General features: G+C 71.6%; 13 protein-coding genes. 12 read left to right on the top strand and 1 reads right to left on the bottom strand.

Annotated elements, in window-relative coordinates:
- Positions 1–73 precede the first annotated feature (73 nt).
- The 11 genes from ACFFIA_RS17205 (at position 74) to ACFFIA_RS17155 (ending at position 13,416) form a co-directional block, all read left to right on the top strand.
- The gene (locus ACFFIA_RS17205; protein WP_377252098.1) at positions 74–967 is read left to right on the top strand and encodes a LysR family transcriptional regulator; all 894 of its coding nucleotides are present in this window, start codon (positions 74–76) and stop codon (positions 965–967) included.
- A gap of 214 nt (positions 968–1,181) precedes the next feature.
- Complete coding sequence (locus ACFFIA_RS17200; RefSeq protein ID WP_377252096.1) at positions 1,182–1,793, top strand: helix-turn-helix domain-containing protein; 612 nt, start codon at positions 1,182–1,184, stop codon at positions 1,791–1,793.
- On the top strand, positions 1,790–2,842 hold the full coding sequence (locus ACFFIA_RS17195; RefSeq protein WP_377252094.1) for an LLM class flavin-dependent oxidoreductase: 1,053 nt from the start codon (positions 1,790–1,792) through the stop codon (positions 2,840–2,842). The genes ACFFIA_RS17200 and ACFFIA_RS17195 overlap by 4 nt, the downstream gene beginning before the upstream one ends.
- Positions 2,832–4,256 (top strand): argininosuccinate lyase, encoded by a 1,425-nt coding sequence (gene argH / locus ACFFIA_RS17190; protein WP_377252092.1) that lies wholly within the window; start codon positions 2,832–2,834, stop codon positions 4,254–4,256. The genes ACFFIA_RS17195 and argH overlap by 11 nt, the downstream gene beginning before the upstream one ends.
- The gene (locus ACFFIA_RS17185; RefSeq protein WP_377252090.1) at positions 4,253–5,113 is read left to right on the top strand and encodes a polysaccharide deacetylase family protein; all 861 of its coding nucleotides are present in this window, start codon (positions 4,253–4,255) and stop codon (positions 5,111–5,113) included. Before argH ends, ACFFIA_RS17185 begins: the two co-directional genes overlap by 4 nt.
- The gene (locus tag ACFFIA_RS17180; RefSeq protein ID WP_377252088.1) at positions 5,110–6,039 is read left to right on the top strand and encodes a polysaccharide deacetylase family protein; all 930 of its coding nucleotides are present in this window, start codon (positions 5,110–5,112) and stop codon (positions 6,037–6,039) included. The genes ACFFIA_RS17185 and ACFFIA_RS17180 overlap by 4 nt, the downstream gene beginning before the upstream one ends.
- Positions 6,036–6,947 carry an ABC transporter substrate-binding protein gene (locus ACFFIA_RS17175; RefSeq protein WP_377252086.1) on the top strand — a complete coding sequence of 304 codons (912 nt, stop codon included), beginning with the start codon at positions 6,036–6,038 and terminating at the stop codon, positions 6,945–6,947. Before ACFFIA_RS17180 ends, ACFFIA_RS17175 begins: the two co-directional genes overlap by 4 nt.
- A 3-nt stretch (positions 6,948–6,950) precedes the next feature.
- The gene (locus tag ACFFIA_RS17170; RefSeq protein WP_377252084.1) at positions 6,951–7,820 is read left to right on the top strand and encodes an amino acid ABC transporter permease; all 870 of its coding nucleotides are present in this window, start codon (positions 6,951–6,953) and stop codon (positions 7,818–7,820) included.
- Positions 7,817–8,587 carry an amino acid ABC transporter ATP-binding protein gene (locus tag ACFFIA_RS17165; protein WP_377252082.1) on the top strand — a complete coding sequence of 257 codons (771 nt, stop codon included), beginning with the start codon at positions 7,817–7,819 and terminating at the stop codon, positions 8,585–8,587. The genes ACFFIA_RS17170 and ACFFIA_RS17165 overlap by 4 nt, the downstream gene beginning before the upstream one ends.
- Before the next feature lie 33 nt (positions 8,588–8,620).
- On the top strand, positions 8,621–9,607 hold the full coding sequence (gene speB / locus ACFFIA_RS17160; protein ID WP_377252080.1) for an agmatinase: 987 nt from the start codon (positions 8,621–8,623) through the stop codon (positions 9,605–9,607).
- Positions 9,608–9,792: 185 nt separating this feature from the next.
- Positions 9,793–13,416, top strand: coding sequence for an RICIN domain-containing protein (locus tag ACFFIA_RS17155; RefSeq protein WP_377252078.1), 3,624 nt, complete (start codon positions 9,793–9,795; stop codon positions 13,414–13,416).
- A 146-nt stretch (positions 13,417–13,562) separates the two neighbouring features.
- Here the strand turns inward: ACFFIA_RS17155 and ACFFIA_RS17150 are convergent, their stop codons facing one another.
- Complete coding sequence (locus tag ACFFIA_RS17150; protein WP_377252076.1) at positions 13,563–14,297, bottom strand: FadR/GntR family transcriptional regulator; 735 nt, start codon at positions 14,295–14,297, stop codon at positions 13,563–13,565.
- 192 nt (positions 14,298–14,489) lie between these two features.
- On the opposite strand from ACFFIA_RS17150, the gene ACFFIA_RS17145 reads away from it, so the two are divergent.
- Positions 14,490–16,133: a phytoene desaturase family protein gene (locus ACFFIA_RS17145; RefSeq protein WP_377252074.1), complete on the top strand. Its 1,644-nt coding sequence runs from the start codon at positions 14,490–14,492 to the stop codon at positions 16,131–16,133.
- Positions 16,134–16,141: the final 8 nt, after the last annotated feature.

Genomic DNA, 16,141 nt, shown 5'->3' with positions numbered 1-16,141 from the left:
TGTTGAGCTGCCCTGATGCTGTCCAATACTCGCTTGCGATCAGGTTGATGCCTCAGAGGCATACAGTGCTGGGGTGGAGCTTCGAACCGTCGCCTACTTCGTCGCGGTAGCGGAGGCCGGCACCGTGCGGGGGGCGGCCGAGCGGGTCAGGGTCGCCCAGCCGTCGCTGTCGCGGCAGTTGCGGGGCCTGGAGCGTGAGCTCGGCGTGGCCCTGTTCGATCGGGCGAACGGGCGCCTGCACCTGTCCTCGGCGGGGCGGGCGCTGCTCCCCATCGCGCGCGATCTGCTGGCGCGGGCCGACGCGCTGCGAACGGCGGCCGAGTTGCAGGCCGGTGGCCGGCTCGCGCGCGTGACGATCGCCGCGCCGACCACCACGCTGACCGATGTCATCTCGCCGTTCCTGGTCACGCTGGCCGCAGACGACCCCGTCCCGGCGGTCTTCGCCTCCGACGGCCTGGGGTCCGAGGAAGCCGGGCGGCTGGGCGCGGACCTGGTCATCACGGTCGGGCGCCCGCGTCCGCCGCTGGAGTCGCGGGCGCTGCCGCCGCTGCCGCTCTGGGCGTACGCGCCACCGGGCCACGCGTGGGCGGCCCGGGCGGCGGTCACCGTCGCGGACCTCGCCGCCGAGGATCTGGTGCTGCCGCCGCCCGGCCACTCGGCACGCCAGGCCTTCGACGCGGCGGCCCTCGCGGACGGGGTCGCCCCGTCGGCGGTCATCGAGGCGAGCAACGGAACCGTCGCCCAGGCGCTCGCGGCCGCCGGACGGGGAGTCGCGGTGGTCTCCGACGATCCCCGGTTCGGCCTTGTCCAGATGGCCGTCCTCACGGCGGACCGGCGGCCGGTGAGCATCCGCCTGTTCTGCGCCTGGCCGGCGAGCCATCCCGCGGGCACGATCCTGGCCGACCTGGCGCGGCGGATCGAGCGCTACGTCGTGCGCACCTACGGCGGTCCGGCCGAGCGCCCCTGAGGCCGGCGACCCGCCACCGGTAGGCGGCTCGTCACGCCGACCGCCGACTCCGCGTGCTGCGAGATCAGTAGCTTTTGTCCTCTTCTTCGCCTGCCCGCGGCCAGGTTTTACGGGCCGGACCCACGCTGACACTTCCTGGAAACATTGTGTCGTGCTATGAAACCCTTGTGTCCTTCCGCAGGTGGCGGAGGGGGCCATCGGCTGTGAGGGAAGAGTGTCGAACAAACGTTCACCAGATGAGGCGGAAGGTGTCCCGGACTCCGCGGTCGCCGCGTTGGGCGCCCGGCTCCGGGCCGTGCGACTGCGCCGCCGCGAGACGCTGGAGTCGCTGGCTGGTCGCAGCGGGCTGACGAAGAGCTTCCTCTCCAAGCTGGAGCGGGGTCGCGCCTCGGTGTCGGTGAGCGCGCTGTTGCGGATCTGCGCGGCGCTCGACGTCCAGCTCGCCGAGATCATGAACGGGCCGGAGGGGCGGCTGGTCCGGGCCGGAGTGCTGACCCAGGTCGCGCTCGGCGGCGAGGGGCTGAGCGAGTACCAGCTGACCCCCGCCGACGAGCACCGGATCCAGGTCCTGCTCAGCGAGATCGAGCCGGGCGGCGGGTCCGGGGCGGAGTACTACACGTTCCCGGTCGAGGTCGAGTTCGTGCACGTCATCAAGGGCCGGCTCACCGTCTCGCTGGAGGGCGAGGTGCACGAGCTCGCCCAGGGGGACTCGCTCACCTTCGTCAGCGTGCCGCACGCGTTCCACAACCCGGGTCCGGGCCCCGCCACCGTGCTGTGGGTGATGACACCGGCCCTGCCTCGCAACGAACGGAGCACTTCCCGATGATCACGACATCTCGGCCGCGGCTGGGCTTCGCGGTCGGCTACGACCCCTCCGCCTCCGTGGGCGACATGGCGGCGTTGATGGCGCGGGCCGAGGCGCGGGGGTTCGACACCGGCTTCTTCTCCGAGACGTTCTACACCAACCGCGACTCGGTCTCCGCGATCTCCGCGTTCGCGATGGAGACCAGCCGGATGGCCCTCGGTACGACGCAGGTGGTGCGGCTGCGCAGCCCGCTGGTGATGGCGCAGACCGCGGCCACACTGGACGAGCTTTCCGGTGGCCGGTTCGTGCTCGTGGTCGGCGCCTGCACCAACAAGCACGCGGCCCGCAACGGCCTGCCGCCGCAGTCGCCCGGGGTCGTGCTCCGGGAGTACGTGGAGTGCATCCGCGAGCTGCTCACCGGTGCGCAGGTCACCTTCCGGGGCCGGTACGTGAGCCTGGACGCAGTGGGTCTGAACTGGACTCCCGCGCGCCCCGACATCCCGATCTGGATCGCCGCCGCGAGCCCGCTCGGCCTGCGCATCGCCGGCGAGGTCGGCGACGGCATCCTGCTCGACGCCGGCACGTCACCGGAGTACAGCGCCAACGCGCTGGCGATCGCCCGCGAGGCGCGGACGGCGGCCGGCCTCGACATGGCCGGTTTCACCGTCGCCCAGCTCGTCAACACCTCGATCGAGCCGACCAAGGCCGCCGCGATCGAGGCGGTGCGGTGGGAGGTGGCCTCCAAGTTCAAGTACCCGTCCACCGCGCGCGGGAAGGTGCTCGTCGGCGAGCCCAACATCAGCCCGGACGCGCCCGCCGAGCTGTCCGCGATCTACGCCGAGAAAGGGCTCGACGCACTGCTCGCCGCCATCCCGGACACCTACGTGGAGGCGTTGACGGCTGCCGGGCCGGTACCGGAGGTGCGCCGCCGGCTGGACCGGTACCGCGCCGCGGGCGTCGACCTGCCGCTGGTCCGCGCCGCCTCGGTCGGCCAGGTCGACCGGCTGCTGGCGGCGGTGGACGAGCTCACCGCGCCCGAGGCGGAAGGGGCGGCGCGCGATGTCCGCTGAGGGACGCCTCTGGGGCGGGCGCTTCGCCGTCTCGCCGGCGCCGGAGATGGCGGCGCTGTCCCGCTCCGAGCCGGGCTACTTCGACCTGCTCCCGTACGACGTGGCCGGTTCCCGGGCGCACGTCGCCGGGCTCTGCCGGGTCGGCGTGGTCACCGCCGAGGAGGCCGCGCGGGTCGACGCCGCGCTGGCCGCGATCGCCGACGAGTACCGGGCCGGCACGCTCGCCCCCACACCGGGCGACGAGGACGTGCACGGGTTCGCCGAGCGGGTACTGGCCCAGCGGCTCGGCCCGCTGGCGGGGAAGATCCGCGCCGGCCGGTCCCGCAACGACCAGGCCGCCAACAACCTGCGGCTGTACCTGCGCGACCGGGTCCGCGGCGTGTACGGCGGCCTGCTGGACGTGATCGACGCCCTGCTGGAGCAGGCGCGGCGGCACGCGCACACGGTGGCGCCGGGCTTCACCCACCTGCAACCGGCCCAGCCGATCGTCTTCGGGCACCTGCTGCTGGCGCACGCCCAGCGCGCGTGGCGGGACGCCGACCGCCTCCGTGACTGGGACGCCCGGGCGGCGCGGTCGCCGCTCGGGGCCGCCGCGCTGGCCGGTTCCCCGATCGTCCCGCATCCCGAGGAGGCGGCGCGCCGGCTCGGCTACGACGGTGTCTGTGCCAACTCCATCGACGCCGTGTCGGCCCGGGACCACGTGGCCGAGTTCCTCTTCACCGCGTCGATGGCCGGCCTGCACATGTCCGGACTCGCCGAGGAGGTCTGCCTCTGGGTCTCGGACCAGTTTCGGTGGGCCCGGCTGCACGACGCCTACGCGACCGGCAGCTCGATCATGCCGCAGAAGAAGAACCCGGACATCGCGGAGCTGACCAGAGGCAAGGCGGGTCGCCTGCTGGGCAACCTGACCGGACTGCTCGGCGTGCTCAAGGGCCTGCCGCTCGCGTACAACCGGGATCTTGCCGAGGACAAGCGCGCCGCCATGGACAGCGTGGAGACGCTGCTGCTGACCCTGCCGGCGATGGCCGGCATGCTCCGCACGCTGGAGTTCGACGCCGACCGGATGCGCCGCGACGCGGCCGCCAGGTTCGCCCTGGCCACCGAGGTGGCGGACTGGCTGGCGCTGCGCGGCGTCCCGTTCAGCGAGGCGCACGAGATCACCGGCCGCCTGGTGCGGCTCTGCGAGGAACGCGGATGCGATCTGCCCGACCTGGACGCGGCGGCGTTGCGGAGCGTCGACGCCCGCCTCGGGGCGGAGGTGCTCGACGTGCTGAGCATCGACGCGGCGGTGAGCCGGCGCACGGCCGTCGGGGCGACGGCCCCGCAGCGGGTCACCGAGCAGCTCGACGCGCTCGCCGCCGACGTCGCGGCGGCCCGGGACTGGGCCGTGGGCTATCCCGGACCGCGCGCATGACCACGACGATGTGGCCGGACGGCGCCGCCTCGTGCGTCGCGCTCGCCTTCGACCTCGACGGTCCGACCGGCGCGGCGATGCTGGACGGCAGCCTGTGGCGCTCGCCCCGGCACTTCGCGCTGGGCGGGTACGACCCGTACCGGGCACTGCCGAGAGTGCTGGACCTGCTCGACCGGTTCTCGATTCCCGCCACCTTCTTCGTACCGGCGCGGGTCGTCGAACTCTGGCCGGACGCCTGCCGGCGCATCGTCGACCGGGGGCACGAGGTGGCGCACCACGGCGACCAGCACGAGTGCTACTGGGACCTGACGCCGGAGCGGCAGCGGGAGGTGCTGGCCCGCTCCCAGGCGGTGTTCCGCCGCCACCTCGGCGCGCCGGCGGTGGGATTCCGCACGCCCTCCGGCGACTGGCATCCGCGGACGCCGGAGCTGCTCCTCGAGCACGGCATCGGCTACTCCAGTTCGATGCGCGACGACGACCGCCCGTACCGGCACGTCCTCGGCGGTGTGGTGACCGACCTGGTGGAGATCCCCGCCCGGGTCGACATGGACGACTACGCCTATTTCGCCTACCACCGCGACCCGGACTTCCCGCGCGGCCAGGACCGCATCGCCAGCTACCGGTTGACGCTGGACAACTGGCGGCGGGAGTTCGACGGCCACCACCGCGCCGGCGCCTGCCTGACCACGATCTGGCATCCCAAGGTCTCGGCCACGCCCGGACGGGCCATCGTGCTGGAACGGCTGCTGGAGCACATGACGGCCGCCGGTGACGTGTGGTTCGCCCGATGCCGGGACGTCGCGCGGTGGTGGCGGTCCCGCCCCGAGCCGGCGCCCGTACCGGGAGGCGCGTCGTGACCGGCGGCGAGATGGTGCGGCACGAGGACGGCACGCCACGCTGGCCGGCGGGGTACCGGTGCGCCGCGCTGGTCACGGTCAACTTCGACGCCGAGGCGCTGTTGCTGGCCGAGCCGGGGATGGCTGGCCGGCAGAAGACCCTCTCCGTGCTGCGGTACGGCGCGACACGCGGCGCCCGGCGGCTGCTGGACGCCTTGGCCGCCGCGGGGATGCCGAGCACCTGGTTCACGCCGGCCGTCACCGCCGACGACCACGCCGGCGTGGTGCGGGACGTCGTCACCTCGGGGCACGCGGTCGGCCTGCGGGGGTACGCGTACGAGCCGCTGGACCGGATGCCCGCGTCGGAGCGGACCGCGCGCCTGGCCCGTGCCGCCGAGCGGCTCCACGCCGTCGCGGGGGCGCCGGCGCGCGGCTTCCGCCTGCCGGTGGGGGAGTGGCCGCGATCCCTCGCCGCCGAGCTGGCGGACATCGGGGTCGCCTGGTCGTCGAGCTGGTTCGGCGACGACACGCCGTTCGCGCTGGCGGCCGGCGCCGGCCGGTCCCTGGTCGAGTTCCCGATCCACCACGCGCTGGACGACCGCACCGCCTTCTTCTGGAACGTGAACCCGCCCATCCCGGCCGGACAGTCCAGGATCTCCTCGTACGGCGAGGTGCTGGAGAACTGGCTGCTGGAGTTCGAGGGATGCCGGCGCGAGGGCCTGCTGTTCGTCCCGCAACTGCACCCCGAGATCAGCGGGACCCCGGGGCGGATCGGCCTTGTCGAGGAACTGCTCGCCACGCTCACCGCGGACCCGTCGGTGTGGCGCCCGACCGGTGACGAACTGGCCCGCTGGTGGGCCTCCGCGCATCCGGTGAACCCGGCCGGGCATCCGGCCGACGTCTTCTTCCACACCTCTGACCATCGAGAAAGTGAGACAACGCGATGACCGTACGCTTCTCGGCGCGCCGGACCGGGCTGCTCGCCCGCGCCGCCGCCGTCGCCGTCGCGATGCTGGCCGTGACCGCCTGCGGTGACGGCGAAGCCGACGACAGCGCGGCGGAGCCGACCGGCCCGACCGTCCAGCCGATCGAGGTGCAACTGCCGGACGACATCAAGGCGGCCGGCGTACTGCGGGTCGGCACCAGCTTCAACTTCCCGCCGCTGAACTTCAAGAACGACAAGAACGAGTACGACGGCATCGAACCCGACCTGATGGACGCGCTCGGCCAGAAGCTCGGCCTGCGGATCGAGCGGGTGGAGACGAACTTCGCCGGGCTCCTCCCCGGCCTGCAGGCGGACCGGTTCGACATCGTCGCGTCCGGCATGAACGACACCACCGAGCGGCAGGCCCAGGTGGACTTCGTCGACTACCTCGAAAGCGGGACGTCGGTGCTCGTCCGGAAGGACAACCCCAAGGGGATCGACGGGCCGGACGACCTCTGCGGCGCCGTACTCGGCGAGACCGTCGGCACCGTCTACATCGAACAGCTGGAGAAGCTCTCCGCCGACTGCAAGGCCGCGGGCAAGCCGGCCATAGACGTCCAGACGCTTCCCTCCGGCTCCGAGGTGGCCCAGGCGATCGTCACCGGACGGGTCGACGGGACCTTCGCCAACCACGTCGCCAACCTCTACTTCGCCGACCAGACCGGCGGGCAGCTGGCGACCGTCGGCGACCGGGTGAGCGCGGTGCCGCTCGGCATCGCCGTACCGAAGGGGGACAAGGTGCTCGTCGACGCCATCCGGGCCGCGCTGACCTCGATGATCGAGGACGGCAGCTACGGGCGGGTCCTCGACCAGTGGGGCATCTCCGACGCCGCCCTGACGACCATCACCGTCAACGGGAAGGCAGCCTGAGCGGTGACTTCGAAGATCCTCCCCTCCCGGCGCACCGGAACGGCTGGGCTGGACGAGGTGGTCGTGCCCCGCCGCCATCCCTGGCGGTGGGTACTGGCCGGGCTCCTGCTGCTCCTCGTGGTGATGATCGTCGAAGGTCTGGTGACCAACCCGGCCATGCGCTGGGACGTGGTCGCCGAGTACCTCTTCGCCGAGCCGGTGCTCGAAGGGCTCGTCATGACGCTTCAGATCACCGTGCTCGCCATGGTGATCGGCATCGTCCTGGGCGGGATCCTGGCCATCATGCGGCTGTCGGGCAACCCGGTGCTGGTCGCGGTGAGCGTCGCCTACTCGGCGCTCTTCCGCAGCATCCCGGTGCTCGTCCAGCTCCTGTTCTGGTTCTTCCTGTCGGCCGTCCTGCCGACGATCGGCCTGGGCATACCCTTCGGCCCGGTGTTCGTGGAGACCGAGACCAACTCGCTGATCAGCCGCTTCGGCGCCGCCCTGCTCGGCCTCGGCCTGGCCGAAGCCGCCTACATGGCGGAGATCATCCGAGCCGGCCTGCTGAGTGTCCCGCGTGGACAGTCGGAAGCCGCCGCCGCGCTCGGCATGGCTCCCGGCCGGGCGCTGCGCAGGATCGTCCTGCCGCAGGCGATGCGCTTCATCGTCCCGCCCACCGGCAACCAGGCGATCTCCATGCTGAAGATGACGTCGCTGGTCATCGCGATCTCCCTACCGGACCTGCTGACCTCGGTGCAGACCATCTACGCCCGGAACTTCCTTCAGATCCCGCTGCTCACCGTCGCCTGTTTCTGGTACCTGGTCATGACCGGCGTGCTCAGCATCGGGCAGTACTTCCTGGAACGGCGCTTCGGCAAGGGGGCCACCACATGACCGGCGAACCACTGGTGCGGGCCGAGGCGGTGACCAAGAACTTCGGCCACGTACGGGCGCTGCGCGGCGTGGACCTGGAGGTGTACCGGGGTGAGGTGGTCTGCCTGATCGGCCCCTCCGGATCGGGCAAGAGCACTTTTCTGCGCTGCGTCAACCATCTGGAGAAGGTCGACTCCGGACGGTTGACAGTGGACGGAGAGCTGGTCGGCTACCGCCGGGCGCGGGGCAAGCTGTACGAGCTGCGGGAGAACGAGATCTGCCGGCGCCGCGCCAACATCGGCATGGTCTTCCAGAACTTCAACCTCTTCCCGCACCTCACGGTGCTGGAAAACCTGATCGAGGCGCCGATCCAGGTCCGGCGCGAGCCGAAGGCCGAGGCGGTCGAGCGGGCACGTTCCCTGCTGGAGCGGGTCGGCCTGTCGGACAAGGAGCGCAGCCATCCGGCACAGCTCTCCGGCGGCCAGCAACAGCGGGTCGCCATCGCCCGCGCACTCGCGATGCGTCCCGCGCTGATGCTCTTCGACGAGCCGACCTCCGCGCTCGACCCGGAGCTCGTCGGTGAGGTGCTGGAGGTGATGCGCGGCCTGGCCTCGGACGGCATGACCATGATGGTGGTGACCCACGAGATGGGCTTCGCCCGCGAGTCCGCCGATCGCGTCGTCTTCATGGCCGACGGCGTGGTGGTGGAGTCCGGCCCGCCGGACGAGCTGTTGCGCGCGCCCAAACACGAGCGCACCCGCGCGTTCCTCTCCAAGGTGCTGGCCTGACCCGGCGCCCGACGCCCACGGAAGGTAGATCCTGTGCCCCACACCTCGTCCGCCGACGCTGGACACGTCGGTCCGGTGGACGCCCGCACCGTGCCCCGGTTCGCCGGGCCCGCCACGTTCGCCCGCCTGCCCCGGCTCGACCAGGTCACCGCGTTCGACGTCGCCGTCGTCGGCGTGCCCTTCGACACCGGCGTCTCGTACCGGCCCGGGGCCCGCTTCGGGCCGGGGCACGTACGCGAGAGCTCGCGGCTGCTGCGCCCGTACAACCCCGCGATGGACGTGCAGCCGTTCGCGGCCCAGCAGGTGGTCGACGCCGGCGACATCGCGTGCAGCCCGTTCGAGATCGAGGACGCCATCGCGTCGATCGAGCGCGGCGCCGACGAGCTGCTCGCCACCGGGGCCCGGCTCTTGACCATCGGCGGCGACCACACGATAGCCCTGCCGCTGCTGCGCGCCGTGGCCCGCCGGCACGGCCCGGTGGCGGTGGTCCACTTCGACGCCCACCTCGACACGTGGGACTCCTACTTCGGCGCGGACTACACGCACGGCACACCGTTCCGGCGCGCGGCCGAGGAGGGCCTGATCGACCGCGAGGCGAGCGTGCACGCGGGCATCCGGGGCCCGCTGTACGGCCCCGCCGACCTCGCCGACGACCGGCGCATCGGCTTCACCGCGGTTACCTGCCCGGACATCGAGGCGGACGGGCTGGCCGGTGCGATCGAGCGGATCCGGGCAAGGGTCGGCGACCGTCCGGTGTACATCTCCGTGGACATCGACGTCCTCGACCCGGCACACGCGCCCGGCACCGGCACGCCCGAGCCAGGCGGCCTTACCAGCCGGGAACTGCTCGCCATGCTCCGGTGCTTCCGGGATTCGAACCTCGTCTCCGCGGACGTCGTCGAGGTCGCTCCGGCGTACGACCACGCCCAGCTCACCGGCTTCGCCGGCGCGCACGTGGCGTACGAGCTGCTGTCCGCGATGGCCGCTGGGCCGAAGGTGGAACCGGCGCGGCGCGGGTAGTCCCGGCTCTCCGTCCCCCCTCGCCGGACACCACCGCCGGGATGTGCGGAAAATGTGCGGTTCTGTAGCCATCCTGGTGCTGCCCGCGTCCCGACTCGTGCTCGGTCGGACCGAGCGGGCTTGGTGCGCGCGTGGTGAGCGGGGGGACCGTGACGACATCTCGATTCGCTGCCGCCGGTTGGTCGATGGCTCTCCTGGCCGCGCTGGTCGTGGATCCCGCCGCGCCGGCGGCGGCAGCCCTTCCCGCGCCGGAGCGGGCCGCCCAGCCCCGGTCCCTGGCCGCCGAGCCGGTGGGCGGGACCGAGGCGGCCCGGGCGGCCGAGACCGCACGGCGCACCGGCGTACCCGTCGAGATCGTCGGCGAGCGCACCGAGACCGCGCGCGTGTTCGCGAACCCGTCCGGTACCCGCACTCTCGAGCAGTACCTGCTGCCGGTGCGGGCCAAGCGCGACGGCCAGTGGGTTCCGATCGACACCAGGCTGGTCCGCGGCGCGGACGGCGAGGTGTCGCCGGGCGCGACGCCGATCGGGCTGCGGCTCTCCGGCGGTGGTTCCGGTCCGCTGGTCACCGCCGAGCAGGATGGCGCCGAGCTGGCGCTGACCTGGCCGGCGCCGCTGCCGGAGCCGGTGCTCGACGCCGACACGGCGACGTATCCCGAGGTGCTGCCCGGAGTGGACCTGCGGGTCACGGTCAACCCGGTGGGCTTCTCGCAGGTGCTCGTCGTCAAGGACGCGACCGCCGCGGCGAATCCGGCGCTGCGCCGCATCCGGTTCGGCACCAGCACCAGGAAGCTCACGCTGCGCGCGGGGGTGGGCGGCAGCAGCGCGGCGGTGGACGCCACCGGCCGGGCCGTCTTCGCCTCCGGACCGCCGCTGATGTGGGACAGCACGCCGGAACCGCCCGAGGCGACCGGCGGAGCGTCGGCACGGACGGCGGACGCGGGGCCGGCCCCGGACCGCCGGCGCGTGATGGGCCTGGAGGTCAACGCCGGTGAGCTGGTGGTGGTCCCGGACCAGCGGATGCTCGCCGCCCCGGACACCAGGTACCCGGTCTACATCGACCCCTCGTACAGCGCGGCCCAGTACCTGTGGACCCTGGTCAACCACGACGACCCCGGCATCTCGTACTGGACCGACAACTTCTACCGCGAGGACGTGCGGGTCGGGACGGTGTACGGCAGCGGCGACGGCCCGTGGCGGACGTTCTTCCAGATGAACATCGCCCGCGTCGCCCGCGCGACGGTCTCCCGCGCCTGGTTCTCGATCTCCATGACGCACACCGCGAACTGCGCGGACACGACCGTGGAGCTGTGGCACACCAAGCTGATCGACCCCGCCACTCCGGTGACCTGGAACAACAGCGGGGCGCACTGGCTGCGTGGCGCGGCGCTGGACACGCGCAAGGGCAAGGCGAACAAGTCGAGGTGCGGCCAGCCGCCGATGCTGATGGAGTTTGGCCTGAGCCCCGACACGATCACGCCCGTCGTGCAGGAGGCGGTGTCGGGGGCGAACGGCCCGCAGGAGGCGATCGGCTTCGGGTTGCGGATCCCGTCCGGCAACGAGAGCACGGAGCTCTACTGGAAGCGGTTCGCGCCGGCCACCGCGCGACTCAACATCGAGTACAACACTCCGCCGGAGGCCCCGACGAGTGTCTCCACCGTGCCGCCGAGACCGTGCGGGACGGCCGCCGCGCCGACCCCCCTGCACACCGCCACTCCGACCTTCACCGCCGTCGGCTACGACCCGAACAGCGACAACGTCACCAACGAGCTGGAGATCCTCTCCGGCGAGCAGGTCGTCACGAGGCTCTCCTCGGGCACGGTCGGCTCGGGCAGCGCGGTGCGCTGGTCGCCGGTGCCCGCCGGGACGCTGCCCACCGATCAGCCCGACGCCGTGTTCAGCTACCGTGCCCGTACCCGTGACGCGGGGCTGCACGGCGGTTACAGCGAACGCTGTTGGTTCACCGTGGACACCGATGGGCCGGAACCGCCGGTGGTGACGTCCCAGGACTATCCCGGCCCGACGCCGGTGCGGTCGGTGGGCGAGGCCGGCACGGTCACCTTCGCCCCGGGCGGCGCGGAGGCCGACGTGGCCGGTTACCGGTACGGGTTCACCCAGGACGTCACCACCATGTGGGTCGCCGCCGGGGCGGACGGCCGGGCCACCGTACCGGTGACGCTCTGGCCGGAGTACGAGTCCGACACCGGTGACGTCCACCGGACCCTGTATGTGCGGGCGGTCGACCGGGCCGGCAACAACAGCGGGCTCAGCGAGGGATACGAGCTGGTCGCCCGGGGCCGTACCGTGACGGATCCACCGATCTCCGCGGACGTCAACGGCGACCGGCGCGCGGACGTGACCGCGCTGGTGGACCACGGCCACGGCCAGACCGCGGTGTGGAACCTGCTCTCCGCCCCGAGCGGCTTCCATCCCGGGTACGTCGCCTGGGACACCGGCGTCGCCGGCGGGTTCCCGGCCGACCTGGTACGCAGCGTGACCGGCGACTTCGACGGTAACGGGCGCACCGACGTGGCCATCTTCCGCGAGGACGCCGACCGGATCGTCCGGCTGTTCCTGCTGCCCGCCGACGGCAACCGGTTCTCCGCCATCAGCGAGCCGGTGTGGAGCGGCGACATGTTCCGGCTCAGCCACCTGAAGGTCGTCGCCGGGGACTTCGACGCGGACGGCGACGACGACATCGCCGCGCTCCAGGGCCTCGTGAACGGCCAGCTCAAGCTCTGGATGTTCCGCTCCACAGGGGACGGTTTCGCGGCCCCCGCGCTGAGCTGGACAAGTCCCGCCACTGGCCCCGGCGTGTCCGGTGCCAACCTGGTGGCGATGGACGTCGACGCGGACGGCGACGACGACGTCGTGGACATGCACGACATGGGCGGCGCCCAGACGCACATGCGGATCCACCACGCCAACGCCGGAGTGTTCAGCGCCCCGGTGACCCGGTGGGACAGCGGGCCCGGCGCCTTCGACGCCCGGCGTGCGCGGTTCGTCGGCGGGGACGTCGACGGTGACGCCGCACGCCGCCACGAGGTGGTCGCGCTCTACGACGACGGCAACGCCACCGCGCGGCTGGTGGTCTTCAAGGGGCAGGACACCGTCTGGACACCGACCACGCGGTGGAGCAGCGGCGCGGGCGGCTTCGACGCGACCCGCGGCACGCTCGCCGCCGGGGACTTCAACGCGGACGGCCGGACCGACGTCGCCTCGCTGTACGACACCGGCGCCGGGAAACGCCGCCTCTACACCTTCATCTCGACCGGTGGCGGCTTCGCCGACAAGCGCGCCGACTGGGAGGGCTACGTCAGCGAGGCCCAGCGGACCGTGCACGTCGACCCGAACCGCAGGTACCGCATCCATCCCGTGCACAGCGACAAGTGCTTCGACGTGCCAGGCGGCAGCACGGCGGACAACGTGATCCTGGACCAGTGGGACTGCGTCGTCACGGCGACCTGGGAGACGTTCCGTTTCGAACGCGTCGGTGGCTCGCCGTACCACCTCGTCAGGACAGCCGCCGACAAGTGCCTCGACGTCAGGCTGTACAGCCTGCTGGACAACGCGCAGACACTCCAGTACCCGTGCAACGACGGCGGCGCGGCCAAGCCCAACCAGCAGTTCCGCCTCGAGCTGGTGGCGGGCGGCGGGTACGAGCCCGTGGTGCGGTTGCGGGTCGTGCACAGCGGGAAGTGTCTGAGCGTCAGCGGGGCGAGTCTCGCCAACGGTGCGCAGATCGTGCAGGCGCCGTGTGCCGCCGTACCGCGGGACAACCAGCGCTTCGCGCTCCGCCTCGAACCATGACCGCGGCACCTCCTGTGCGCTTTCTGTGCTGGGACGACGCCATGATGGCCATCTACGTATCGAGATAAAGCAATCGATGTGACGTCTGTCCGCTTCCGGCCCGTGACCCTCTGTCCCTTGTGGAATGCCGGGAAGGGGGCCGGCGGCTACTTTCGGGCGACGGCCTTGCGCCAGGTCCGTTCGGAGAGCGGGCGGAGGTGGACGAGGTGCTTGCGCATGGCTTCCGCCGCGCCGGGTGCGTCCTGGGCGCGGATGCAGGAAAGTATCTCCGTGTGCTCGCGCAGGATGTCCTGATGGTCGCGCGCGTTGAGCAGCAGGCGCTCCGACCGGGCTTCGAGGACGGCGTACACCGGCTGTGCGGAGATCACCATCAGGCGGTTGTGGGCGAGCTCCAGGAGGGTCATGTGGAACGCGCGGTTCAGATCGCTGATCTCGGCGTGGGACAGGCCGCTGTCCGGGCCCGGCACGGTCTTGGTCAGCCGCGCGAGCTGCTCCTCCGTGCGCCGCATCGCGCCCAGCCGCGTGGCCTCCACCTCGATCAGCTCGCGCAGCTCCACGGTCTCGGCGATGCTCACCTCCTCGGCCGCGGTGAGCAGGTTGATCTGCGTCGTCATGAACTCGGAGACATAGTCGATCGTCGGGCGCATCACGAAGGAGCCGCCGGTCGCGCCCTTGGACGTCCGGATCAGGTTTTCGCTGGAAAGGACGCGAAGTGCCTCCCGGACCGTCGCGCGGCTGACGCCGAACGTCTCGGCGAGGTCGACCTCCCGGGGTAGCCGCTCGCCGGCCCGCAGCTCCGCCTTCAGGATGCTGTCGCGCAGCTGATCCGCGATCTGCTCGTAGGCCTTGCGAACGCGCTTGAGTCCTGAGCTCGTGTACACGTCCGTCCCTCTACCTTCAAGTCAGACATAGCGCATTTGGTGATGAAGCACGCGCTGAGACCTGACTGTACAGGATTTTTTCATCCAGGTGGGGCAGGGATCTGTGCTCACCGAACGTCGCCGAACAAAAGTCTAGCAAAAGCCCTCTTGAAGCTTTAGGGTTTCCTCGTTCGCTACCAGAGGAGGTCCGCAGTGCCCGACGAGGAGCGCGGCAGGAGTTTCGACGCCGTCATCATTGGCGCTGGCCACAACGGGCTGGTCGCCTCGTTCTACCTGGCTCGGGCCGGGCTGGACGTGCTGGTGCTCGAGCAGCGTGAGGACGCGGGAGGGCTCCTGGCGACGGCCGAGATCGTCCCGGGCTACCGCACCAACGCGGTGTCCAACTCTTGCCACAACCTCGAGCCGTCCATCGTCACCGAGATGCGCCTGCAGGACTTCGGGCTCCGGTTCGCCCACCCCGACCCGAGTTCGGTCATGGCGTTCGCCGACGGGCGCCGGTTCGTCGCCGCCAACTCCCGAAGTGCCCTGGCCGATGAGCTCAAGGCGCTCAACTCAGGCGACGTCGATGGCTACTTCGCCACGCTCCAGGTGATGTCCACTCTCGCCGAGAAGCTCGACGTCTCCTTCTACGAGGGCCCACCGAGCCTGGCCGACCTCTACGGCCGGCTCGACAACGACACCGACCGGGCGCTGTTCCACCGGCTCATGTTCGGCAGCGCCACCGACTTCCTCGCCGAGCGGATCTCCTCAGAGGAGGTCATGTCCCTGCTGGGAATGGTCGCCATCTCCGGCAACTACCTGGGCCCGAGCACGCCGGGGTCGGCGTACATGCTCTTCCACCGGCCGCTCTACCGAGGCTCCTCGGCCACGCGCAGCGGGGAACGCTTCCACACGCTGGGGACGAGCAAGGTCGCCCCGATCGGCGGGATGGCCGAGATCGCCCGCGCGATGACCGCGTCCGCCCGCGCGGCCGGTGCGGTGATCCGGACCGGGGCGGGGGTGGCCTCCATCGTCACCAGGCACGGCCGGGTCGCCGGCGTGGTCACCCGCGACGGCGAGGAGTACACGACCGACGCGGTGCTGTCGGCGGTGAACCCGAAACTGACCCTCACCGAGTTTCTGACGCCGGACCAGCTCGGCCAGGAGCTGGCCGAACAGGCGCGCGGCATCAAGATGGACGGCACGGCCTTCAAGCTCATGCTGGCGGTGGCCGGGACGCCGCGCTTCACCTGTGCCGTCGACGACGCCGAGAACGACCGCCTGCTCAAGTGCGGGTTCCGGATGGGAACGACCATCTCCGGGATGGACCAGGGGTACCACGCCGCGCTGGCCGGCGAGTGGTCACGTGAGCCGATCATCTGGGGGCTCATCCCGTCGTCCATCGACCCCACGCTCGCGCCCGAGGGCGGGCACGTGATGAGCCTGACCGTCTTCCACGCGCCGCCGAGGTTGGTGGGCAGCACGTGGGACGTGGAGAAGGACAGGTTCGCCCGCCACATCATCGAGCATCTCGACGCGCAGTACTTCCGCGGGCTCAAGAACATGCTGGCGGGGTACCGCGCGCTCTCGCCCGAGGACCTCCAGCGCGACTTCGGGCTCATGGGCGCCCACGTCTCGCACGGCGACATCACCGCGGGTCAGATGTTCGACGCCCGGCCCACCTTCGGGATGGCCCACTACTCCACCCCGGTCGCGGGGCTCTACCTGGGAAGCGTGGGGACGTGGCCGGGCAACTACGTCTCCGGGCTTCCGGGCCGTAACGCCGCCCGGCGGCTGCTCGCCGACCGCGCCGACCCGGACCGCTACGCGGAGTTCGGCGCGGCGGGGGCCAACTGATGTCCGGA

Origin of the sequence: Phytohabitans kaempferiae, from assembly GCF_042433955.1 — a bacterium.
In the GTDB taxonomy this organism is placed as follows: Bacteria; Actinomycetota; Actinomycetes; order Mycobacteriales; family Micromonosporaceae; genus Phytohabitans; species Phytohabitans kaempferiae.
Note: the sequence above shows the minus strand (reverse complement) of the source record. Positions and strands in the feature narration are given on the sequence as shown.

What these genes read in the sequence shown, in the direction of transcription:
- ACFFIA_RS17195 (WP_377252094.1), top strand. Translation starts at nt 1,790, where the DNA reads ATGATCACGACATCTCGGCCGCGGCTGGGCTTCGCGGTCGGCTACGAC.
- argH (WP_377252092.1), top strand. Translation starts at nt 2,832, where the DNA reads ATGTCCGCTGAGGGACGCCTCTGGGGCGGGCGCTTCGCCGTCTCGCCG.
- ACFFIA_RS17185 (WP_377252090.1), top strand. Translation starts at nt 4,253, where the DNA reads ATGACCACGACGATGTGGCCGGACGGCGCCGCCTCGTGCGTCGCGCTC.
- ACFFIA_RS17175 (WP_377252086.1), top strand. Translation starts at nt 6,036, where the DNA reads ATGACCGTACGCTTCTCGGCGCGCCGGACCGGGCTGCTCGCCCGCGCC.
- ACFFIA_RS17165 (WP_377252082.1), top strand. Translation starts at nt 7,817, where the DNA reads ATGACCGGCGAACCACTGGTGCGGGCCGAGGCGGTGACCAAGAACTTC.
- ACFFIA_RS17155 (WP_377252078.1), top strand. Translation starts at nt 9,793, where the DNA reads ATGGCTCTCCTGGCCGCGCTGGTCGTGGATCCCGCCGCGCCGGCGGCG.